The sequence below is a fragment of the Streptomyces sp. NPDC047072 genome (assembly GCF_040643855.1).
Lineage (GTDB): Bacteria > Actinomycetota > Actinomycetes > Streptomycetales > Streptomycetaceae > Streptomyces.
In genome coordinates, this window is record NZ_JBEYVC010000031.1 from 1 (window position 1) to 20640 (window position 20640).

Sequence of the window (20640 nt, forward strand, 5' to 3'; positions counted from 1 at the left end):
GTCGCTGTCCGAGACCCCGGTGCAGGCCGCCGAGGACGAGGACCCGTGTGCGTGCCCGGCGCTCGACGGTTGCTCAGGCGCTCGCGCCGACTCAGTGGTTGCGCGGGAAGCCCAGGTCGACGCCCGAGGGGCCGTCGGCCGGGTCGGGCCAGCGGGTGGTGACGACCTTGCCGCGGGTGTAGAAGTGGGTGCCGTCGTTGCCGTAGATGTGGTGGTCGCCGAAGAGGCTGTCCTTCCAGCCGCCGAAGCTGTGGTAGCCGACGGGGACCGGGATCGGGACGTTGACGCCGACCATGCCGGCCTCGACCTCCAGCTGGAAGCGGCGGGCGGCGCCGCCGTCCCGGGTGAAGATCGCGGTGCCGTTGCCGAACGGCGAGGCGTTGATGAGGGCGATGCCCTCGTCGTAGGTGTCGACGCGCAGCACGGTCAGGACCGGGCCGAAGATCTCGTCCTGGTACGCCTTCGCGGTGGTCGGCACCTTGTCGAGGAGCGAGATGCCGATCCAGTGGCCGTCCTCGAAGCCCTCGACCGTGAAGCCGGTGCCGTCCAGGACGACCTCGCAGCCCTCGGCGGCCGCGCCCTCTACGTAGGACGCCACCTTGTCGCGGTGTACGGCAGTGATCAGCGGGCCCATCTCCGACGTCGGGTCGTTGCCGGGGCCGATCTTGATCTTCTCGGCGCGCTCGCGGATCTTCTCGACGAGGGTGTCGCCGATGGAGCCGACGGCCACGACCGCGGAGATCGCCATGCAGCGCTCGCCCGCCGAGCCGTAGGCCGCGGAGACTGCCGCGTCGGCCGCCGCGTCCAGGTCGGCGTCCGGGAGGACCAGCATGTGGTTCTTGGCGCCGCCGAGAGCCTGGACGCGCTTGCCGTTCGCGGAGGCGGTGGTGTGGATGTAGCGGGCGATCGGGGTCGAGCCCACGAAGGAGACGGCCTTGACGTCCGGGTGCTCCAGGAGGCGGTCGACGGCCACCTTGTCACCGTGCACGACGTTGAAGACGCCGTCGGGCAGACCGGCCTCGGCCAGCAGCTCGGCGATCTTCAGGGACGCCGACGGGTCCTTCTCGGACGGCTTGAGCACGAAGGTGTTGCCGGTCGCGATGGCGATCGGGAACATCCACATCGGCACCATCGCCGGGAAGTTGAACGGCGTGATGCCGGCGACGACACCCAGCGGCTGGCGGATGGAGGAGACGTCCACGCGGCTCGCGACCTCGGTGGACAGCTCGCCCTTCAGCTGCACGGTGATCCCGCACGCCAGGTCGACGATCTCCAGACCGCGCGCGACCTCGCCGAGCGCGTCGCTGTGCACCTTGCCGTGCTCGGCGGTGATCAGCTCGGCGATCGCGTCCCGGTTCGCTTCAAGAAGCGCCCGGAACTTGAAGAGGATGGTGGTGCGCTTGGCGAGGGACGAGCGGCCCCAGGTCTGGAACGCGTCCTTCGCGGCGGCTACGGCGGCGTCGACCTCGTCGACGGTCGCGAACGCGACCTTGGTGGTGACCGCGCCGGTCGCCGGGTCGGTGACCGGCCCGAAGTTGCCCGACGCGCCTTCGACGGTCTTGCCGCCGATCCAGTGGTTGACGATCTTCGTCATGACCGAGTACTCCTTCACAGATGGCGGCGTCGGGTAGAGACGTGCCGTTCGTACAGCTCACGGGCCTTCACCGCGGACGCGCGCGTCGCGGTCTCGGCCACAGGAACATCCCACCAGGCCTGCGCCGGAGGCGCGCCCGACACTGTGTCTGCCGTTTCCGTCTCGACGTAGACACATGTGGGAGTGTCCGCGGCCCGCGCCTCGGCGAGGGCTGCGCGGAGGTCTCGTACGGTCTTCGCGCGCAGCACGCGCATACCGAGGCTGGCCGCGTTGGCGGCCAGGTCCACGGGCAGCGGGGCGCCCGTGTAGGTGCCGTCGTCGGACTGGTGGCGGTAGGCGGTGCCGAACCGCTCGCCGCCGACCGACTCGGACAGGCCGCCGATGGAGGCGTAGCCGTGGTTCTGGATGAGGAGCATCTTGATCGCGATGCCCTCCTGTACGGCCGTGACGATCTCCGTCGGCATCATCAGGTACGTGCCGTCGCCGACCAGCGCCCAGACGTTCCGCTCGGGGGCGGCCATCTTCACACCGATCGCGGCCGGGATCTCGTAGCCCATGCAGGAGTAGCCGTACTCCAGGTGGTACTGGTCCCGCGAGCGGGCGCGCCACAGCTTGTGCAGGTCGCCGGGGAGGGAGCCGGCCGCGTTGATGATCACGTCGGACTCGTCGACGAGGGCGTCGAGCGCGCCGAGGACCTGCGGCTGGGTCGGGCGCACGTCGGGCTCGTCGGCCTCGTAGCAGGCGTCGACGCGCTGCTCCCAGCGCTCCTTGTCCAGGGTGTACTCGTCGACGTACGCGTTGGGGACGCGGTGGCCGTGGAGGCGGAGGGCCTCGGTCAGCTCCTGGAGGCCGCTGCGGGCGTCCGCGACCAGGGGCAGACCGGCGAGCTTGTGGCCGTCGTAGGGCGCGATGTTGAGGTTGAGGAAGCGGACGCCGTCGGCTGCGAACAGCGTGCCGGAGGCGGTGGTGAAGTCGGTGTAGCGGGTGCCGACGCCGATCACCAGGTCGGCGGTGCGGGCGAGTTCGTCCGCGGTGGCGGTGCCGGTGTGGCCGACGCCGCCGACGTCCTGGGGGTGGTCGTGGCGCAGGGAGCCCTTGCCGGCCTGGGTGGAGGCGACGGGGATGCCGGTGCTCAAGGCGAACTCGGCGAGGGCCTCTTCAGCGCGGCTGTGGTGGACGCCACCGCCGGCGATGACCAGAGGGCGCTGGGCGTTGCGGATCGCGCTTACGGCTTCGGCGAGTTCGGCCGGGTCGGCGCCTGGACGTCGTACGGCCCAGGTGCGTTCGGCGAAGAACTCCTCCGGCCAGTCGTACGCCTCGGCCTGAACGTCCTGCGGGAGAGCCAGAGTTACGGCACCGGTCTCCACGGGGTCGGTGAGGACCCGCATCGCCTGGAGGGCGGCCGGGATCAGGGCTTCGGGGCGCATGACGCGGTCGAAGTACCTCGACACCGGGCGCAGGCAGTCGTTGACCGATATGTCACCGGCGTACGGGACTTCGAGCTGCTGGAGGACCGGGTCGGGGGCGCGGGTGGCGAAGATGTCGCCGGGGAGCAGCAGGACCGGGAGGTGGTTGATGGTCGCGAGGGCCGCGCCCGTCACCAGGTTGGTGGCGCCCGGGCCGATGGAGGTCGTGACCGCGTGGGTGGAGAGGCGGTTGGACTGACGCGCGTAGCCGACGGCCGCGTGGACCATGGACTGCTCGTTGCGGCCCTGGTGGAAGGGCATGTCGGCGGCGGACTCGACGAGCGCCTGGCCGAGGCCCGCCACGTTGCCGTGGCCGAAGATGCCCCAGGTCGCGGAGATCAACCGCTGCCGTGCGCCGTCGCGTTCGGTGTACTGGGCGGCGAGGAAGCGGACCAGCGCTTGCGCGACGGTCAGGCGGATCGTCATCGGTACCCCTCGGTGTGGTCCGGGTGGAAGCAGATCCGCCACTCCCGCGTCGCACCCGGGCCCGCCATGACGTTCAGGTAGTACATGTCGTGCCCGGGCTGCGCGATCGACGGGCCGTGCCACCCGTCGGGGACGAGCACGGCGTCGCCGGAGCGGACCTCGGCGAGGACGTCGGCGCCGCCCTCACGGGAGGGAGATACGCGCTGATAGCCGAAACCGTTCGGGCCGTCGATCTCGAAGTAGTAGATCTCCTCCAACTCCGCTTCCACACCGGGCCGGTGCTCGTCGTGCTTGTGCGGAGGGTACGAGGACCAGTTGCCGCCGGGCGTGATCACCTCGACGGCGATGAGCTTGTCGCAGTCGAAGGCGTCGGCGGAGGCGAAGTTGCGGACGTGCCGCAACTGGGTGCCGCTGCCGCGTTGTTCGACGGGGACCTCCGGCGCGGGGCCGTAGCGGGCGGGGAGTCGTCGCTCGCACTTCGCTCCTGCCAGGGCGAAGCGGCCTCCCGCGCCGGAGGCGATCGTTGCCTGGGCGTCCCGGGGCACGTACGCGAAGTCGGAGACCCCCGCGAACACGCTCTCCCGGCCCAGGAGTCGGAACTCTTCCTCTTCAGTCTGTACGGTGCAGCCGCCTTCCAGCGGCAGCACGATCCACTCGCTGTCCCCGGCGGCGAAGGTGTGCGTGCCGCCCGGCGCCAACTCGACGATCCTGAGGGCGCTGTAGCCCCAGCCCGCCTTCTTCGGGTCGATGTCGACGGCGTACTCGGCCGTGCCCGCGGTCCCGCGCGGGACGTACAACTCGTTGCTCATACCGGCCCTCACAGCAGTCCGACGGCGGTGTCCACGGCGGCGGCCACATCGCCGTCCGCCGGGTACAGCAGCGAACGGCCGACCACCAGGCCGCGGACGGTGGGCAGTTGGAGGGCGCCGCGCCACTTCTCGTACGCGCCGTCCTGGTCGTCGCCGACCTCGCCGCCGAGGAGCACGGCGGGCAGCGTGGAGGTGGCCATGACCTCGGCCATGTCGTCCGGGTTGTCGCAGACCGGGACCTTCAGCCAGGTGTAGGCCGAACTGCCGCCCAGGCCCGAGGCGATGGCGATGGACTTGGTGACGGCCTCGGCGGAGAGGTCGTTCCTGACCTTGCCCTCGCTCGTACGGGAGCTGATGAACGGCTCGACGAAGAGCGGGAGTCGGCGCGCGGCCATGTCGTCGATCGCGCGGGCGGTGGTCTCCATCGTGGTGAGGGAGCCCGGGTCGTCGTAGTCGATGCGCAGCAGCAGCTTGCCGGCGTCGAAGCCGAGGCGCTGGATGTCCTCGGCGCGGTGGCCGGTGAAGCGGTCGTCGAGCTCGAAGCTCGCGCCCTGGAGGCCGCCGCGGTTCATGGAGCCCATGACGACCTTGCCGTCGAGGGCGCCGAGCAGCAGCAGGTCGTCGAGGATGTCGGCGGTCGCGAGGACGCCGTCCACGCCGGGGCGGGAGAGCGCGAGGACCAGCCGTTCCAGCAGGTCGGCGCGGTTGGCCATGGCGAACTTGCGGTCGCCGACGCCGAGCGCGCCCCGGGCGGGGTGGTCGGCGGCCACGATCATCAGGCGGCCGTTCTCGTTCAGCAGCGGCCTGCGGGTACGGCGGGCGGCGGCCTCGGCGATCGCCTCGGGGTGCTGGGTTCGGAGGCGGACGAGCTCCGCGATGTCGACGCTCACTTCACGGCTCCCGCGGCGATGGCCGCCTCGATCTCGTCCGGCGTGGGCATCGCCGAGCTGCACTCCAGGCGGGAGGCGACGATGGCCCCGGCCGCGTTGGCGTGCCGCATGATCTTCTCCAGGTCCCAGCCGGCGAGCAGGCCGTGGCAGAGCGAGCCGCCGAAGGCGTCACCGGCGCCGAGACCGTTGAGTACGTTCACGGGCAGCGGCGGGACCTCGGCCTCGTCGCCCTTGCTGTCGACGGCGAGGACGCCCTTGGGGCCCTGCTTGACGACGGCGAGTTCGACACCGGCGTCCAGCAGCGCCTGAGCCGCCTCGCGGGGCTCGCGCACGCCGGTCGCGACCTCGACCTCGTCGAGGTTTCCGACGGCGACGGTGGTGTGCTTGAGGGCCTCGACGTAGAAGGGGCGGGCCTCGTCGGGGTCCTTCCAGAACATGGGGCGCCAGTCGAGGTCGAAGACCGTCGTACCCGCCTTGGCGCGGTGGGCGAGGGCCGCGAGGGTCGCCGTACGGCTGGGCTCCTCGCTCAGGCCGGTGCCGGTGACCCAGAAGATGCCCGCCTCGCGGACCGCGTCCAGGTCCAGCTCGTGGGCGTCGATCTCCAGGTCCGGGGCTTTGGGCTGCCGGTAGAAGTAGAGCGGGAAGTCGTCCGGCGGGAAGACCTCGCAGAAGGTGACGGGGGTCGGCAGGCCCGGAACCGGGGTGACCCACCGGTCGTCCACGCCGAAACCTCGCAGCGCCTCGTGCAGATAGGTGCCGAACGGGTCGTCGCCGGTGCGGCTGATGACCGCGGTGCGCCGTCCCAGGCGCGACGCGGCGACGGCGACGTTCGTCGCCGAGCCCCCGAGGAACTTGCCGAAGGACGTCACCTGCGGCAGCGCGACACCGGTCTGCAGTGGATACAGGTCCACACCGATCCGCCCCATGGTGATCAGGTCGTACGCCATCGGCTTCCTTTCGTACCTGTGCGTCGGCTCTCCCAGCGTTTCTAGCCCCGTCCGCCGAGCCCTGTCAATACTTTGTCCAGACATTCGGACGAGACCTTGACAGCGCTTACCGCTCGCGCGGAAGCTGACCGGCATGACTCCCGCACCTCAGTCCTCACTGTCCCGCATCCGCATCGGGTCGGCTCCCGACTCATGGGGCGTGTGGTTCCCCGACGACCCCCAGCAGGTCCCCTGGCAGCGCTTCCTCGACGAGGTCGCGGACTCCGGCTACGAGTGGATCGAGCTGGGGCCGTACGGGTACCTCCCGACGGATCCGGCCGTCCTCACCGAGGAGGTCTCGCGCCGCGGCCTCAAGGTGTCGGCCGGCACGGTCTTCACCGGGCTGCACCACGGTGAGTCCGTCTGGGAGAAGACCTGGGCGCACGTCGCCGACAACGCGGTGCTCGCGCAGGCGATGGGGGCGAAGCACCTCGTCGTGATTCCGTCGTTCTGGCGGGACGACAAGACGGGTGAGGTGCTGGAGCCTTCCTCGCTCACGCCGGAGCAGTGGCGGAACCTCAGCTCGCTGACCGAGCGGCTTGGGCAGCGGGTCCGGGAGGAGTACGGGCTTCAGATCGTCGTCCACCCGCATGCGGACACGCACATCGACAGCGAGGAGAACGTCGTCCGGTTCCTGGACGCGACGGACTCGTCCCTCGTGTCGCTGTGTCTGGACACCGGGCACTACGCGTACTGCGGCGGGGACAGCGTGAAGCTGATCGAGACGTACGGGTCGCGGATCGGGTATCTGCACCTCAAGCAGGTGGATCCGGAGATCCTGGCGGACGTGCGTTCCAAGGGGACGCCGTTCGGGCCTGCTGTGGCGCAGGGTGTGATGTGTGAACCGCCGTCCGGGGTACCGGCGTTGGGGCCGGTGCTGGAGGCTGCTGGGCGGCTGGATGTGGATCTGTTCGCGATTGTGGAGCAGGACATGTATCCGTGCGAGCCGGACAAGCCTCTGCCGATTGCTCAGCGGACCCGGGCGTTTTTGCGGAGTTGCGGGGCGTAGTTGTTTGGCTGCGGGTGTGTGGGGGCTGGTCGCGCAGTTCCCCGCGCCCCTAAGGGGTGTTGCCGGGGCCCTTTCGCTGGAAAGCTGGCCGGATGGTGTGGATTCGGTCCGGGCGTGGGGCTGGCGGGTCCTGGGAGTTGGCGCTTGCCGCTCCTCATCCTCGGTTGCGGCCCGCATTGCTCAGCTATCGCGGCTTGAAGCTCTCCATGGACCGGCCCCGGCGGCGACTTGAGACGCCTGTCGGGGCCGCCACCTTGTTGCTGGGGTTCGAGGACCCCGTGCGGATCACTCGGGGTGGGCGGCCGCCGGACACCCTTGTCTCCGTGTTCTGCGGTCCTACGACCACTCCCGCCGTCGGGGAGCACAGCGGGCGGTTGTCCGGGATCGAGGTGATGCTCGCCCCCTGGGCCGCCTTCACGCTCTTCGGGACACCTCAGTACGAACTCGCCGATCGCGTCGTCGATCCCGACGTGCTGCCGCATGTGTTGGGTGGGCGGGTCGGTGAACTCGCCGCCGCGCTGGCCGCGTTGCCATCGTGGGATGCGCGGTTTCGGTTGCTGGACGACGTGTTCTCGCGGTGGTGGGAGAACGGGGTGCCGTGCTCGGCCCGGGTGGTGCGTGCCTACGGCGAACTCGTGCGGACCGGCGGCGCGATGCCGGTACGGCGGCTCGCCGAGGAGGTCGGGTGGAGCGTGCGGCATCTGGAGAACCGGTTCCGGGAGCAGATCGGGCTGGGCCCGAAGGCCGCGGCGCGGGTGCTGCGGTTGCAGCGGGCCCGGCGGCTGCTGGCGGAGGGCGTCGGACAGGCGGAGACCGCGGCGGCGTGCGGGTTCTACGACCAGGCGCATCTGAGCGGTGAGTTCAAGGCGATGACCGGGTGCACACCGCGGGAGTTCACGGTGGCCCGGCGGATGGCGCTGCCCGTGCCCGCGAGCGACCGGATGACCGGGGAGGCGACGAGTCTCGTGCTCGCGCCGGGGCGCAGTGCGGATTTCTCCAAGACCGGCGGGCGGGTCTGACTGCACGCTGTCAGGACAAAAGGGGGGAAGCCGATGGGCCGGGCCCGACGCAGCGGGCCCGGCCCATTCGCACGCCCACGGTGAGGGCTGCCCCTCCCCTGTCAACGCGCCCCGCCGATGAGCCCGCGTGCGCCTTTGCGGCACCTCTGTCACAAACGCCCCCCGCGTGTCACACATGTCGCGTGTACGCGGGCTGCGTGTCACACCCGGTACACAGCCACTGACCGACGGTCACCGCCTGTCGTTCACGGGGCACAGGCTTCTGTGATCGCCAGCGCAGCGCCCGGTACCCCCGACGCGGCCGTTCCCGGCCGCCGCCGCGGTGCGCGCGAGGAGGTGCACCACATGACCGACCGAAGGCTCTGGTCGTACAAGGAGATCGCGGCGCACATCCGAGTGCAGCCGGACACCGTGCGGTCGTACCGCAAGCACGGGCTGCTGCCGCCGCCCGACCACGTCGAGGGCGGCAAGCCCTTCTGGTACGCCGACACCGTGCGGACGTGGGTCGCGTCCCGGCCCGGCAACCGGGGCCGAAGAGAGGACTGAGTCCGTCTTGTGTGGACGCCGGGTGCCCTTGAGCGGGTGCCCGGCGTCGCCGTCAGTGGACCGGGCGGCCCGGGGCCGGGTGGGGGCGGTCGTGGGTGTGGGTGGCGACGGACTTGCCGCCGTCGACGCGCAGGGTGACGCCGGTGATCCAGTCGGCGCGCGGGGAGAGCAGGAACGCGGCCGCGTGGGCGACGTCCTCGCTCTCGCCGATCCGGCCGAGGGGGTAGCTGGCGGCGATGGTGTCGTCGGGGAGGGTGGCGAGGGTGTCCTTGAAGGCGGTGCGGACGAACGCGGGGGCGATGGCGTTGACCCTTACGCGCGGGGCGAGTTGGTCGGCGAGGTCCTCGGTGAGGCGGTGCAGGGCGGACTTGGTGGCGCTGTAGGCGGGCATCCGGAAGACGGCGTGCGCGGCGACGGTGTTCATCATCAGGACCGCGCCGCCGTTCTCCTTCATCCAGGCGTGCCAGGCGAGTTGGACGAAGTCGAGCGCGGCGAGCACGTTCGTCTCGAACATCCGGCGGAAGCAGTCCAGGTCGAGGTCGATGGCGGGGGTGTCCAGGGCCGGGTTGATGCCGGTCGTGTAGACGAGCAGGTCGAGGCGGCCGAAGGTGTCCATCACGGCCTCTACGGCGGCCTTTCGGTCCTTCTCCTCTCTGCTGTGCGCGGTGATCGCGAGGACGCGCCGGCCGGTGTCCTCGCGGATGGCACGGGCTGCCTCGCGCAGGGGTTCCTCGGTACGGGCGGTCAGCGCCACCGAGGCGCCCTGGCGGGCGAGTTCGGCGGCGATGGCGTAGCCCATGCCGCGGCTGGCGGACACCACGAGGGCCGTGCGGTCGTGGAAGGCGGCGGTCGTCATCGGTCGGCTCCGGGGGCGCAGGCGGCCATGTCGTCGATCGCCGCGCGCCACCGGTCCGGGATCTCCTCGGCGCCGGGCAGGGAGCGGTCGATCTGGAAGGAGGCGGTGGAGGTGTCCCCGTAGAGGAAGAGGCCGACGGTGAGGGGGAAGCCGTCGGGGCAGCAGATGATCGGGACGACCCGGTCGACGGGGTCGCCGTCGAGGGAGAGGCGGCCGGGGACGCGGAAGATCGAGCCGACGACGGTCAGGGAGCCGGGGGCGGTCGTGTGGGCGATCAACTGGGCGTACTGGTCCGGTTCCTGACGGATCATCCGGTACAGGGTGCGGCGGTGGTCGGGGTCTCTCAGCGGGGCGGTCGCGGCGCGGGTGCGGGTGAGGCGGCGGGCCGGGGTCATCGGGCCGCCGGGGAGGTCGAGGCGGGCGAGGAAGAAGCGGTTGCCGGGGAGGGCGGTCTCCTCCGGGGTGCGCAGGTTGACGGGGAGCATCAGCGGGAGCGGGTCGCGGTCGGCCGCGGGGCGGTGTTCGGCGGCCCAGCGGCGCACCGCGTGGGCGAGGGCGGCGAGGTGGACGTCGTTGCTCGTGGCGCCGTACGCCTGTGCCGTGTCCTTGAGGAGACGGGTCGGCACCTTCTGCCAGACGACGTGGCGGCGGCCGGAGAGGGGGTGCTCGGGGTCGGTCCACAGGTGGTGCGGGCGGGTGCTGCGCCAGATGTGGGCGGTGGTGTCGAGGAGTTGGCGTGGGGTGGGTGGGGTGAGTTGGCGGTCACTGGTGTCTTCGGTGGCGGTGTCTTCGGGGGCGAGCAGGGTTTCTACGACGGTCACGAGGTTCGCGGCGTCCTGGACGGCGTGGGTGGTGATGAGGGCGAGGGCGTAGCGGCGGGGGGCGTGGCCGGTGAGGAGGGTGAGGTGCCAGGCGGGGGCGTCGGTGGGGAGGGGGCGGTGGAGGAGTTCGCGGACGGTGTCGTCGAGGCGGCCGGAGACTGTGAGTCGGCCGACGTGCGTGTCCAGGTCGGGGGCGGTGGGGGTCCAGCGGGGCGGTGTGTCGTCGGCGGTTCCGTCGGTGAGCACGTGGGTGAGGCAGGGCAGCCGGTGCAGACGCTCCGCGAGGCGCGCGCGCAGGTCGGCGAGGGCGGGGGCGTCACCGGTCAGATGCAGCACGACACCGACGTTGGGAGCCGCCTCCTGATGCGAGGCGAACTTCCCGGCGACGTGGAAGAGAAGGTCGACGGGGTTGGGAGCGGGCGGCACGAGCACGGAAGTGAGAACAGCCATGTCAGTCGACTCCGGAGGGGGCGGGGGCGGGGAACTCATGCGGGGCACGGGCCTGTTCGGGGACGCGGGGGGTCTGGGCCGGTTCCAGAGGGTGGGGGGTCTGGTCCTGCTCCGGAGCGTGGGGGCTCGGTGGGGCTTTCGGCGGCCGGCCGTCTCGCGCGGCTTCGGGGCCAGGGCCACCGCCCTCGACACGAGCGGCTTCGGGCGCACGGTCGGCATCCCCGACGTGAGCGACCTCGGGTGTACGGCCAACGCCTCCCGCATGAGCGGCCCGCGCCGCCTCCGCCAGCCGGGCCCGGGTCTCCTCCCCCACTCTACGGCGGTCCGTCTTGCCTGTTGCTGTGGTGGGGAAGGTCTCGGCGGCGAGGATGTGGCGGGGGCGTTTGTGGGCGGGTAGGTGGGTGTGGCAGAAGATGTGGAGTGCGGCTTCGTCGAAGGGGGTCGGGGTCGACGGGATCACGCAGGCGACCGGGCGGTCCAGGCCGTCCGCGTCGGGCGCCGCGACCACGCACGCCGCCGCCACCGCCGGATGGCTCAGCAGCGTGTTCTCGACCTCCGCCGGGGCGACCCAGACACCCCCGCTCTTGATCATGTCCCCGGCACGTCCGTGGCAGGTGTAGTAGCCGTCGGCGTCCCGCGTGAACAGGTCCCCGGTGTCGATCCACTCACCCTGGAAGACGGTCCGCGTGGCCTGCGTACGGCACCAGTACCCGGTCGCCGCCGAGGGCGCCCGCACCTTCAGGACCCCCGGTTCCCCGTCGGCCGCCTCGACGCGCAGGTCGTAGCCGGGGACGGGCGTGCCGAGGGTGCCGGGGCGGGCCGCGCCCGGCCGGTTGGAGAGGAAGATGTGCAGGGCCTCCGTGGAGCCCATGCCGTTCACCAGCCCGATACCGAAGCGCTCGTGGAAGCGGTGCTGGAGCTCCGGCGGCAGCGGCTCCCCCGCCGAGACGGCCAGCCGTACGCCCCGGAAGACGTCGTCGGGGACAGGGGCGCGCAGGAGCGCCGCGTACGAGGTCGGGACGCCGAAGAAGACGGTGGGCGCGTCCGCGGAGAGACGGCGGGCGATCGACTCCGGGGTCGGCGGCGCCGGGTCGAGGACGGCGGCGGCACCGGCGGCGAGCGGGAAGAAACAGGAGTTCCCGATGCCGTACGCGAAGAACAGCTTGGCCACCGAGAAGCAGCGGTCGTGCGGGCGCAGGCCGAGCACCTGCTCGCCGTAGTGCTCGGCGACGAAGCGGACGCTGCCGTGCCGGTGCATCGCGGCCTTGGGGGTGCCGGTGGTGCCGGAGGTGTAGAGCCACAGCGCCGGGGAGTCCTCGGTGGTGCGGTCGGCCCTCAGGTCGGCGGGGTCCGCTGCCCGACCGGCCGCGATCAGGTGCTCCCAGCGGATGCGCAGCACGGCGGGCGGCGGCTGGACGGGCGCGTCGTCGAGGACGACCACGCCGACCAGGTCCGGGACGGCCGCGCTGTGCCGTAACGCCGCGTGGACGCGGTCGCAGAACTCGGGTCCGGCGAGCAGGTGGCGGCAGCGCGAGTCGGCGATCAGGGCGGTCAGTTCGGCCGGCGTGCTCATCGTGGAGACCGGGACGGGGACCGCGCCGATCCGCATCAGGGCGAGCAGCGCGACGACCGTCTCGGGGCCGTCGGCCGCGTGGATCAGGACGCGCTCCTCGGGACGTACGCCGAGGGCCCGCCAGCCGGCGCCCACCGCGGCCACGCGGGCACCGAGTTCGCCGTACGTCAGGGTCGTGCGGGTTCCGACGAGGGCCGGCCGGTCGCCGAACCCGCGGGCTATCTGGCGGTCGACGAGGTAAGTGGCGGCGTTGAAGGGGGAGTTCATGAGGGCCTCCTGGAAGGGATTCGATGCTTGGACGCAACTCCCGCTGCCGCACTGCGCGTTGCGTCATGTGTCGCCCTTGCACATGCGCAGCAGTTCCAGTGCGAGGCGGGTGCCGTCCTGGCCCAGGCGGTCGTGGAAGCGCTCGACGACCTCCCGTTCGCGGGCGAGGTCGGTGCGGGACAGGGCACCCTCGGTGCGGGAGCGGCGGATGCCCCGGCTGACTCCGCCGCGGGCGGTGACGATCCCCATGAGGTCGTCGTCGAGGGCGTCGATCAGCGCGCGCTGACGCACGATCTGGGCGGCGGCCCTGGGGAGTTGACGGGTGCGGGCCCTGGGGGCGGTCGTACGGCGGGGCCCGCGCCGCCAGTCCTCGGCGGCCTCCAGGAGCGCGTCCACGTCCCGGAGGGTGTTGTAGAGATGGCAGCTGACCCGGACCCCGCCGACGCCGGAGGTGTAGCGCACGCCGACCGCGATGCCCGCCGTGAGCAGCGCGCGCAGGAGGTGCAGGTCGCCGGCGGCGCGGCCGGTGCCGAAGGTGACGATCCCGGAGCGGTGGCGGGCCTCGCGCGGGCTGACGACGGTGAACCCGAGCCGGTCCAGGCCCTCGATCAAGTAGTCGGTCAGGGTGCGCAGATGGGCCTCGACGCGCTGCGGCCGCAGTTCGAGGAAGAGCGAGAGGGCGGCCGAAAGGCCCACCGCGCCGGGGTAGTTGCCGGTGCCGCCGGTCTCCCAGGCGTGGGCGTCGTCGGTGAACTCGTAGGCGCGCAGCGGGGTGAGGTCGGGGCGCAGGAACGCCTCGCCCCAGGTGCGGGCGGGCGGTCTGGCCGCGAAGAACCCGGCGAGGGGTCTGCGCAGCCGGGGGCGGGCGGCCGGGGCCAGATAGAGGAAGCCGGTGCCGAACGGCGAGCACAGCCACTTGTGTCCGCCGCACACCAGGAGGTCGACCGGCGTCCGCCGGACGTCGAACGGCAGCGCTCCCACGTGCTGTGCCGCGTCCACGAGCAGCCAGACCCCGCGCCCGCGGCACAGTTCGGACAGGTCCGCGAGGTCGGCCCGGAAGCCGTTGGTCCACTGCACCGAGCTGAGCGCCAACACCTTGACGGCGGGGGTGAGTTCGGCGCGTACGGCGTCGACGCCGATCCGGCCGGAGGGGTCGTGCGGCACCGTGCGGACCGTGATGCCGCGGTCCTCCAGCTGCCGGCACATCACACCCAGCTGGATGAACTCCAGGTCGGGCAGGAGTACTTCGTCGCCGGCGTGCAGCGGGAGGGACTCCAGGGCGATCTTCAGTCCGTGGGTGGCGCTCTCCACGAGGGCGATGTCGCTCGCCTCGGCGCCGATCAGGCGGGCCGCCAACGGCCGTGCGCTCGCGCGCAGTTCATTGAGCCGGCCGTGCATCTCGGTGCCGGACTCGGCGGTGCAGTACTGCATTCCCTGCACGAGATCCGTCACCGCGCGGACGGCCCGTACCGGCGCGACCCCGATACAGGCGCTGTCGAGATAGACCTTCCGGTCCAGGGCGGGAAACTCCCGGCGGACACAGGACGCGAAATCACCGGGACAGCATTCTTCACTCATGCGGAACACCCCACTGAGACCCCACTGAGCACGGCATTTGACCTGCCGTTCGACGTTCAGTGGAACGGATGCGGGGGAATTCGTTCAAGGGCGCATATGCGCTGATCAGCGCACTTCACGAGCACAGGAAGCGCGTTCGTATTCTTACGACAATCCGTTTAACATTCGGCTTGATGCGGCGGGCCCCGAGGCGACCCTTCTTTTCTACGCCGTCCCGATGTGACCATTTCGGCCATGTCCCGCTATCTCTTCGACAACGCCGCCCCAGAGGCGTCGACCCGATTCTCCGTCCTCGAATCCAGCTACGACCCGGTGTCCAGAAGGGCGTTGGCGGCGACCGGGCTCGCTCCCGGATGGCGCTGCCTGGAGATCGGCGGCGGGGGCGGCTCCCTCGGCGACTGGCTCGGTGCACGGGTCGGGCCGGACGGGGAGGTCACCGTCACCGACATCCACCCGGACCGGGCGCTCTCCCGACGCGGGTCGGCGAACGTCCGGGTGCTGCACCACGACATCACCCGCGACCCGCTGCCCGACGCCGGCTACGACCTCGTCCACGCCCGGCTGGTCCTGATCCATCTGCCCGAACGGCTGCGGGTGCTGCAACGGCTGGCCGGGGCGCTGCGGCCGGGCGGGGTGCTCGTCCTGGAGGACTTCGACTGCAACTGGACGCCGGTGCTCGCGGCGCCCGACGCGGGCGCGGCGGAGCTGTTCGAACGGGTCCACTCGGCGCTGCTGAGCCTGCTGGCGCGGGCCGGGGCCGAGCCCCGGTGGGGGCTGCGGACGCTGGGCGCGATGCGCGGGGCGGGGCTGACCGACGTCACGGCGACCACGTACGCCGAGGCCTGGACGGGTGGCGGCACGGGGGTCGGGCTGCATCGCGCCAACATCTCCCAAGTCGCCTCTGCTATCGGCGAGTTGGGGGTGACGCCCGACGAGGTGAGCCGCTTCCTGGCGCTGCTGGACGATCCCGCGTTCGTCGTCAACTCCTATCCCCTGATCAGCACGTGCGGGCGGCGGCCGCAGGAAGGTGGTGCGTCATGACCGGCGTCCGGTACCGGGAGCTCCGGCTGCCCTCGGCGGAGGACCCGCTCTCCCTGATGGCACGCCTCGCCCGCAGCGGACTGTTCGAGCAGTACGTCGTCTACGAGAACGGCCCCGAGTGGTCCTTCGCCGGCGGCGTCCTCACCGACCTCCGCCTCGACGCGGACACCTGCCGTACGGCGGGACCGGCGGCCGTGGAGAACTGGCTCGCGGAACTGCCGGTGCGGGGGTGGCGGGTGTACGGGTGGGCGGCGTTCGAGTGGGGGGCGGTGTCGGCGGGGGCCGGGGGCGTGGCCGTACCCGGCGATGCGGCGGATGCCGGGGTGCTGGTGCATCTCGCGGTGCCGGTCGGGGAGGTACGGGCCGACGGCGAGGGCGTCCTGGTGCGGGCCGTGGACGAACAGCAGTTGGCACTCCTGGCCCGGCTGGTGCGAGCGGCTCCGGGCATCCCGGCGAGGGAGCCGACGGAACGGGTCGAGGTACGCCTGGACGACACCGACGGCTACCGGGAGGCGGTCGTCGCAGCTCTGACCACACTGGACGGCACCGGTCCCCTGGAGAAGGTGATCCTCTCCCGGCAGGTCCCCGTGCCCGTTCCTCTCGATCTCGTCGCCACCTATGTCGCCGGGCGGCGGGCCAACACTCCCGCTCGTTCCTTCCTCGTCCGGCTGGGTCAGGCGCATGCCGCCGGGTTCAGTCCGGAGACCGTTGCCGAGGTGACCGCCGACCGTCTGGTGGTGAGCCGGCCGCTCGCCGGGACCCGGGCCCGTACCGGCGAGCCCGCCGAGGACGCCCGGCTCCGGGCCGAGCTGCTCGGCGACCCCAAAGAGATCCACGAGCACGCCATCTCCGTGAAGCTGGCCCTGGAGGACCTCGCGGCCGTCTGCGAGGAGACCTGGGTCGCCGAGTACCTCACCGTCCAGGAGCGCGGCACCGTCCAGCACCTGGCCTCCACCGTCATGGGCCGACTGCGCCCGGACCGCACCCCCTGGCAGGCCTTCGCCGCCCTCTTCCCCGCGGTCACCGCCACCGGCATCCCCAAAGCCCCCGCCTACCCCCTCATCCGCCGCCTGGAGGGCCGCCCCCGCGGCCTGTACGCCGGTGCCGTCCTCACCTACGACACCGACGGCACCCTCGACGCCGCCCTCGTCCTGCGCACCGTCTTCCAGCGGGACGGCCACGGCCTGCTCCAGGCCGGGGCCGGGATCGTCCGGCAGTCCCGGCCCGACCGCGAGCACGAGGAGACCTGCGAGAAGCTCCGCAGCGTCGCCGCCCACCTGGTGCCCCTGGTGTCGCCGGCTCCCCGGACAGCCGCGCCGCCCGCACCCGGCCCGGCGAAAATCCCCGCGCAGGAGGAGGGCGCCTCTGACACAGTCGCCCCATGAGCGACTTCTCCGTCAAACCCGTGCTCACCGGCGAGAGGACCGTGCTGCGGCCGTTCACGGAGTCGGACGCGGAGGTGATGTGGGAGATCGCCCAGGACCCGGACGTCGTCCGCTTCACCTTCGAGCCCGGCACCGAACTCACCCCGGAACGCCTCCGCTCCTGGTACGGCTCCCGCTCCACCCAGCCCGACCGCCTCGACCTCGCCGTCACCGACCCGACCACCGGCGAACTCCTCGGCGAGGTCGTCCTGTACGAGTGGGACCCTGCACAGCGCAGTTGCACCTTCCGCACACTCATCGGTCCCCGAGGGCGCGGCCGTGGCATCGGCACCGAGGCCACCCGCCTCATCGTCGGCCACGGCTTCGAACAACTCGGCCTGCACCGGATCGAGTTGGAGGCCTACGGCCACAACCACCGCGCCCTGCGCGTCTACGAGAAGGTCGGTTTCGTACGGGAGGGCGTCCGCCGGGAGGCGGCACTGCGGGAGGGTGTGTGGACCGACTCCGTCCTCATGGGCCTCCTCGACCACGAGTGGGCCGCCCTCAGCTCCACGGCTCGATGACCGTCACCCCCGCTCCGGGCGCCGTCCCCATCGCCGCCAGTGCCTCGGGCGTCGCGTCCAGCGAGATCGTGGACGTGACCAGCAGGTCCGGGCGGAGCACACCCGCCCGCACCAGCTCCAGCATCGCCGGGTAGGTGTGTGCCGCCATGCCGTGGCTGCCCAGGATCTCCAGCTCCAGACCGATCGCACGGGCCATCGGGACCGGTGTCGTGCCGTCCGGCGAGGGCAGCAGCCCGACCTGGACGTGCCGCCCGCGCCGGCGCAGGGAGTTGACGGAGGCCGCGCAGGTGACCGGTGAGCCGAGGGCGTCCAGCGACAGATGCGTACCGCCGCCGGTCAGCTCCCGGATCTCCGCGGCCGTGTCCGGCGTCCGCGTCGCGTCCACGCACTCCACCGCGCCGAACTTCCTCGCCAGATCCAGGGCACCCGGCGACACGTCCACGGCGACGACCCGCGCGCCGGACGCCGCCGCGATCATCACCGCGGACAGACCGACCCCGCCGCAGCCGTGCACGGCGACGTGTTGCCCTGCGGCGACCCGGCCGACCTGCACGACCGCGCGGAACGCTGTCGCGAAACGGCAGCCGAGGGAGGCGGCCGTCGCGTAGGAGAGGTCGTCCGGGATCGCCACGAGGTTGATGTCGGCGTGGTCCAGCGAGACGTACTGGGCGAACGAGCCCCAGTGGGTGAAGCCAGGTTGGGTCTGGTGCTCGCAGATCTGGTGGTTGCCGGAGGCGCAGGTCGCGCAGGTGCCGCAGGCGCAGACGAAGGGGACGGTCACTCTGTCGCCGGGGTGCCAGGCGCTCACGCGGGCGCCGGTGGACTCGATCACTCCGGCGAGTTCGTGGCCCGGTACGTGGGGGAGCGTGATGTCGGGGTCGTGGCCCTGCCAGCCGTGCCAGTCGCTTCTGCAGAGGCCGGTGGCTTCTACGCGTACGACGACGCCGTGCGGTGCGGGTTCAGGGTCTGGAAGCTCCCGTACCTTTGCCGGTTCACCGTATTGATCGAAGACCACCGCTCGCATCTGCCATCCCCTCGCCGTTTGTCTCTGCGGGTCCATCGTGGCTGGTCGCGCAGTTCCCCGCGCCCCTGGGTGGGTTCTCGCCGCCCTCGCTCAGACCGAACCGTTCGTGCAGGCGCCGCAAGGCCCGAGGGGCCCACCAGGTCGCTCGCCCCGTCAGACGCATCACCGCCGGTACCAAGAGGCTGCGGATGATCATGGCGTCCATCAGGACCGCCAGGGCTATGCCGAGGCCCAGCATCTTGGTGTTGGTGACCCTGGACGCGCCTATCGCGATCATGACCACCGCCAGGATGACCGCGGCCGCCGTGATCAGGCCGCCGGTGCGCTGGAGGCCGTGGCGGACCGACTGTTCGTGGTCGCCCGTCCTGTCGTACTCCTCCTTGATGCGGGACAGGAGGAAGACGCCGTAGTCCATGGAGAGGCCGAAGGCGACGCAGAACATCAGGACCGGGAGGGTGGTCTCTATGGAACCGGGGCTGGTGAAGCCGAGGAGGCCGGAGAGGTGGCCGTCCTGGAAGACCCAGACCACGGCGCCGAACATCGCGGTCAGGCTGAGGGCGTTGAGCAGGACCGCTTGGACCGGGATCAGGACGCTGCCGGTCAGGAGGAAGACCAGGAGCAGGGTGACGATCGCGATGAAGGCGGCCGCCCAGGGCAGGCGTTCGCCGATGGCGTGCTTGGAGTCGACGAGGACGGCTGCCGTGCCGGTCACCTTGGTGTCGAAGGGGGCTTTGGTGGCGCGCAGTTCGCCGACCAGGCGCTGGGCACCGGCGTCGACCGCCTCGCCCTCGGGCTGCACCGTGAAGTACGCGGAGTCGCCCTTCACCAGGGGGCCGTCGACCCGCCGCACCTCGGGGAGGGCGGCCACCCGCTCCTTGTAGGCGGTGTACTGCGCCTCGGTCGCCTTTCCCTCGGCTAGCACCTCCAGGCCGCCGCCGGGGCTGCCGGGGAAGCCGTCGCGGATGTGCTGCTGGACGACATGGGACTCGGCGGTCGAGGGCAGCTGGCGGTCGTCGGCGGTGCCGAACTTCACGCCCAGGAAGGGCAGTCCGAGGACGATCAGCACGGTGGTGGTCGCCACCGCGAAGAGCGGGGCCCGGCGCATCACCAGGGTCGCCGCCCGCGCCCAGGCCGTGCCCTCCTCGCCGGAGGCCCGCACCGGCCGGCCGCGCCGCAGCAGCCGTCGTAGATCGAGGGAGTTGACCCTCTCTCCGAGCAGCACCAGGGCCGCCGGGAGCAGGATCAGCGCGGCCGCCGCGGCCAGGAGGACGACCGCTATGCCGGCGTAGGCGAAGGAGCGCAGGAAGTACTGCGGGAAGACCAGCATCGCGGCCAGGGAGACCGCGACCGTGAGCGCGGAGAAGAGGACCGTACGGCCCGCCGTGCGCAGGGTGGTGGCCACCGCCGTCGTCGGATCGGCGCCGGTGGCCAGCTCCTCGCGGAAGCGGCGGACGATGAACAGGGCGTAGTCGACCGCCAGGCCCAGCCCCAGCGCGGTGGTGAGGTTCATCGCGAAGACGGAGACGTCGGTGAACTCGGTCAGGCCGCGCAGGACCGCGTTGGTCCCGAGGATCGCCACGATGCCGATGCCGAGCGGCAGCAGGGCCGCGATCGCGCTGCCGAAGACCATCACCAGGAGCAGGAGCGTGATCGGCAGGGCGATCATCTCGGCGCGGACCAGGTCCTCCTGGATGGTGGTCTGCATCTCGTGGCGGACCGCGACCATGCCGCCGATCTCGACCGCCACCGGGCCGTGCGTGCCCCGGAAGGAGGGGGCGATGCGGTCGAGGGTCTCGCCCATCCGCTTCTCGTCGCCGGTGATCCGCGCGGCGATCAGCGCCTCATGGCCGTCCTCCGCGCGCAGGGCGGGTGACTTGGCCGTCCAGTACGAACCAACGCCGGTGACCCCCTTCTCGGCGGCCAGGCGGGCGGTGAGGCGGTTCGCCTCCGCCGCGACCGCGGGGTCGTCCACCGAGGCGCCGCCCGCGTCCACCAGCAGCAGGAGGTTGGGCTGGGAGTCCGGGAACTCGCGCTCCAGGGCCTGGGTGGCGTACGTCGAGTCCGCGGCCGGGTCCTCCCAGCCGCCGCTGCCGAGGCGGTCGGCGACCCCGCTGCCGGCCAGCACGGCGAGCGCGGTGAGCACGAGTGCCGCGAGCAGCGACAACCGGGGGCGGGCGGTGACGAAGCGGGTCCAGCCTCCTACGCGGGGTGGGCCGTTGACTTCGGACATGGTGCGGTGTCCCCTTCACCTCGGAAAGCCTGGAAGCTGGAAGCCGTAGACTCGTGAACACGAGAGATCGCTCGCGTTTCTCAAGAATGCGAGCGACCGCTCGTGTT

At 71.7% G+C, this 20640-nt stretch carries 17 protein-coding genes; 6 read left to right on the top strand and 11 right to left on the bottom strand.

Annotated elements, in window-relative coordinates:
* Window positions 1-91 precede the first annotated feature (91 nt).
* Genes mmsA through iolC form a run of 5 tightly spaced genes read right to left on the bottom strand, consistent with a single transcriptional unit; the run spans window position 92 to window position 6132 of the window.
* Window positions 92-1594 carry a CoA-acylating methylmalonate-semialdehyde dehydrogenase gene (mmsA, locus tag ABZ896_RS16270; RefSeq protein ID WP_360928278.1) on the bottom strand — a complete coding sequence of 501 codons (1503 nt, stop codon included), beginning with the start codon at window positions 1592-1594 and terminating at the stop codon, window positions 92-94.
* Between the two features lie 14 nt (window positions 1595-1608).
* Window positions 1609-3486 (bottom strand): 3D-(3,5/4)-trihydroxycyclohexane-1,2-dione acylhydrolase (decyclizing), encoded by a 1878-nt coding sequence (gene iolD / locus ABZ896_RS16275; RefSeq protein WP_360928281.1) that lies wholly within the window; start codon window positions 3484-3486, stop codon window positions 1609-1611.
* Window positions 3483-4295 carry a 5-deoxy-glucuronate isomerase gene (iolB, locus tag ABZ896_RS16280; RefSeq protein ID WP_360928284.1) on the bottom strand — a complete coding sequence of 271 codons (813 nt, stop codon included), beginning with the start codon at window positions 4293-4295 and terminating at the stop codon, window positions 3483-3485. The genes iolD and iolB overlap by 4 nt, the downstream gene beginning before the upstream one ends.
* Before the next feature lie 8 nt (window positions 4296-4303).
* Entirely contained in the window at window positions 4304-5185 is an 882-nt protein-coding gene (locus ABZ896_RS16285) for a deoxyribose-phosphate aldolase (RefSeq protein ID WP_360928287.1), read from the bottom strand.
* Window positions 5182-6132 (bottom strand): 5-dehydro-2-deoxygluconokinase, encoded by a 951-nt coding sequence (gene iolC, locus ABZ896_RS16290; protein WP_360928290.1) that lies wholly within the window; start codon window positions 6130-6132, stop codon window positions 5182-5184. Before iolC ends, ABZ896_RS16285 begins: the two co-directional genes overlap by 4 nt.
* Window positions 6133-6265: 133 nt before the next feature.
* On the opposite strand from iolC, the gene ABZ896_RS16295 reads away from it, so the two are divergent.
* The 3 genes from ABZ896_RS16295 to ABZ896_RS16305 all read left to right on the top strand — a co-directional run bounded on the left by ABZ896_RS16295 (window position 6266) and on the right by ABZ896_RS16305 (window position 8745).
* The gene (locus tag ABZ896_RS16295; protein WP_360928293.1) at window positions 6266-7180 is read left to right on the top strand and encodes a sugar phosphate isomerase/epimerase; all 915 of its coding nucleotides are present in this window, start codon (window positions 6266-6268) and stop codon (window positions 7178-7180) included.
* 206 nt (window positions 7181-7386) lie between these two features.
* A complete protein-coding gene (locus ABZ896_RS16300) occupies window positions 7387-8199 on the top strand; it encodes a helix-turn-helix domain-containing protein (protein WP_360928476.1) in 813 nt (270 codons plus the stop codon).
* A gap of 345 nt (window positions 8200-8544) precedes the next feature.
* Window positions 8545-8745 carry a MerR family transcriptional regulator gene (locus tag ABZ896_RS16305; RefSeq protein WP_123989353.1) on the top strand — a complete coding sequence of 67 codons (201 nt, stop codon included), beginning with the start codon at window positions 8545-8547 and terminating at the stop codon, window positions 8743-8745.
* A 52-nt stretch (window positions 8746-8797) separates the two neighbouring features.
* On the opposite strand, the gene ABZ896_RS16310 is transcribed toward ABZ896_RS16305, so the two are convergent.
* The 4 genes from ABZ896_RS16310 to ABZ896_RS16325 all read right to left on the bottom strand — a co-directional run bounded on the left by ABZ896_RS16310 (window position 8798) and on the right by ABZ896_RS16325 (window position 14290).
* The gene (locus ABZ896_RS16310; protein ID WP_360928297.1) at window positions 8798-9601 is read right to left on the bottom strand and encodes an SDR family oxidoreductase; all 804 of its coding nucleotides are present in this window, start codon (window positions 9599-9601) and stop codon (window positions 8798-8800) included.
* Window positions 9598-10872 (bottom strand): wax ester/triacylglycerol synthase domain-containing protein, encoded by a 1275-nt coding sequence (locus tag ABZ896_RS16315; RefSeq protein ID WP_360928300.1) that lies wholly within the window; start codon window positions 10870-10872, stop codon window positions 9598-9600. The genes ABZ896_RS16310 and ABZ896_RS16315 overlap by 4 nt, the downstream gene beginning before the upstream one ends.
* A 1-nt stretch (window position 10873) precedes the next feature.
* Window positions 10874-12712, bottom strand: coding sequence for a benzoate-CoA ligase family protein (locus tag ABZ896_RS16320; protein ID WP_360928303.1), 1839 nt, complete (start codon window positions 12710-12712; stop codon window positions 10874-10876).
* 63 nt (window positions 12713-12775) lie between these two features.
* A complete protein-coding gene (locus ABZ896_RS16325) occupies window positions 12776-14290 on the bottom strand; it encodes an aminotransferase class V-fold PLP-dependent enzyme (RefSeq protein WP_360928306.1) in 1515 nt (504 codons plus the stop codon).
* 234 nt (window positions 14291-14524) lie between these two features.
* Here ABZ896_RS16325 and ABZ896_RS16330 point away from each other — a divergent pair, with 234 nt between their 5' ends.
* The 3 genes from ABZ896_RS16330 to ABZ896_RS16340 are packed head-to-tail and all read left to right on the top strand — an operon-like array spanning window position 14525 to window position 17279.
* Entirely contained in the window at window positions 14525-15331 is an 807-nt protein-coding gene (locus ABZ896_RS16330) for a methyltransferase (RefSeq protein WP_360928309.1), read from the top strand.
* On the top strand, window positions 15328-16716 hold the full coding sequence (locus ABZ896_RS16335; protein ID WP_360928312.1) for a salicylate synthase: 1389 nt from the start codon (window positions 15328-15330) through the stop codon (window positions 16714-16716). Before ABZ896_RS16330 ends, ABZ896_RS16335 begins: the two co-directional genes overlap by 4 nt.
* A complete protein-coding gene (locus tag ABZ896_RS16340) occupies window positions 16713-17279 on the top strand; it encodes a GNAT family protein (RefSeq protein WP_360928315.1) in 567 nt (188 codons plus the stop codon). The genes ABZ896_RS16335 and ABZ896_RS16340 overlap by 4 nt, the downstream gene beginning before the upstream one ends.
* Here the strand turns inward: ABZ896_RS16340 and ABZ896_RS16345 are convergent.
* Both ABZ896_RS16345 and ABZ896_RS16350 read right to left on the bottom strand, forming a co-directional pair.
* A complete protein-coding gene (locus ABZ896_RS16345; RefSeq protein ID WP_360928318.1) occupies window positions 17260-18303 on the bottom strand; it encodes a zinc-dependent alcohol dehydrogenase family protein in 1044 nt (347 codons plus the stop codon). The genes ABZ896_RS16340 and ABZ896_RS16345 overlap by 20 nt on opposite strands.
* Window positions 18272-20533 (bottom strand): MMPL family transporter, encoded by a 2262-nt coding sequence (locus ABZ896_RS16350; protein WP_360928321.1) that lies wholly within the window; start codon window positions 20531-20533, stop codon window positions 18272-18274. The genes ABZ896_RS16345 and ABZ896_RS16350 overlap by 32 nt, the downstream gene beginning before the upstream one ends.
* Between the last annotated feature and the right edge of the window lie 107 nt (window positions 20534-20640).

Excerpts from the sequence above, each read along its gene's own strand:
- ABZ896_RS16350 (WP_360928321.1), bottom strand. The coding sequence starts at position 20,533 with ATGTCCGAAGTCAACGGCCCACCCCGCGTAGGAGGCTGGACCCGCTTC.
- ABZ896_RS16345 (WP_360928318.1), bottom strand. The coding sequence starts at position 18,303 with ATGCGAGCGGTGGTCTTCGATCAATACGGTGAACCGGCAAAGGTACGG.
- ABZ896_RS16320 (WP_360928303.1), bottom strand. The coding sequence starts at position 12,712 with ATGAACTCCCCCTTCAACGCCGCCACTTACCTCGTCGACCGCCAGATA.
- mmsA (WP_360928278.1), bottom strand. The coding sequence starts at position 1,594 with ATGACGAAGATCGTCAACCACTGGATCGGCGGCAAGACCGTCGAAGGC.
- ABZ896_RS16325 (WP_360928306.1), bottom strand. The coding sequence starts at position 14,290 with ATGAGTGAAGAATGCTGTCCCGGTGATTTCGCGTCCTGTGTCCGCCGG.
- ABZ896_RS16340 (WP_360928315.1), top strand. The coding sequence starts at position 16,713 with ATGAGCGACTTCTCCGTCAAACCCGTGCTCACCGGCGAGAGGACCGTG.
- ABZ896_RS16315 (WP_360928300.1), bottom strand. The coding sequence starts at position 10,872 with ATGGCTGTTCTCACTTCCGTGCTCGTGCCGCCCGCTCCCAACCCCGTC.
- ABZ896_RS16295 (WP_360928293.1), top strand. The coding sequence starts at position 6,266 with ATGACTCCCGCACCTCAGTCCTCACTGTCCCGCATCCGCATCGGGTCG.
- iolB (WP_360928284.1), bottom strand. The coding sequence starts at position 4,295 with ATGAGCAACGAGTTGTACGTCCCGCGCGGGACCGCGGGCACGGCCGAG.
- ABZ896_RS16335 (WP_360928312.1), top strand. The coding sequence starts at position 15,328 with ATGACCGGCGTCCGGTACCGGGAGCTCCGGCTGCCCTCGGCGGAGGAC.
- ABZ896_RS16310 (WP_360928297.1), bottom strand. The coding sequence starts at position 9,601 with ATGACGACCGCCGCCTTCCACGACCGCACGGCCCTCGTGGTGTCCGCC.
- iolC (WP_360928290.1), bottom strand. The coding sequence starts at position 6,132 with ATGGCGTACGACCTGATCACCATGGGGCGGATCGGTGTGGACCTGTAT.
- iolD (WP_360928281.1), bottom strand. The coding sequence starts at position 3,486 with ATGACGATCCGCCTGACCGTCGCGCAAGCGCTGGTCCGCTTCCTCGCC.
- ABZ896_RS16305 (WP_123989353.1), top strand. The coding sequence starts at position 8,545 with ATGACCGACCGAAGGCTCTGGTCGTACAAGGAGATCGCGGCGCACATC.
- ABZ896_RS16300 (WP_360928476.1), top strand. The coding sequence starts at position 7,387 with ATGGACCGGCCCCGGCGGCGACTTGAGACGCCTGTCGGGGCCGCCACC.
- ABZ896_RS16330 (WP_360928309.1), top strand. The coding sequence starts at position 14,525 with ATGTCCCGCTATCTCTTCGACAACGCCGCCCCAGAGGCGTCGACCCGA.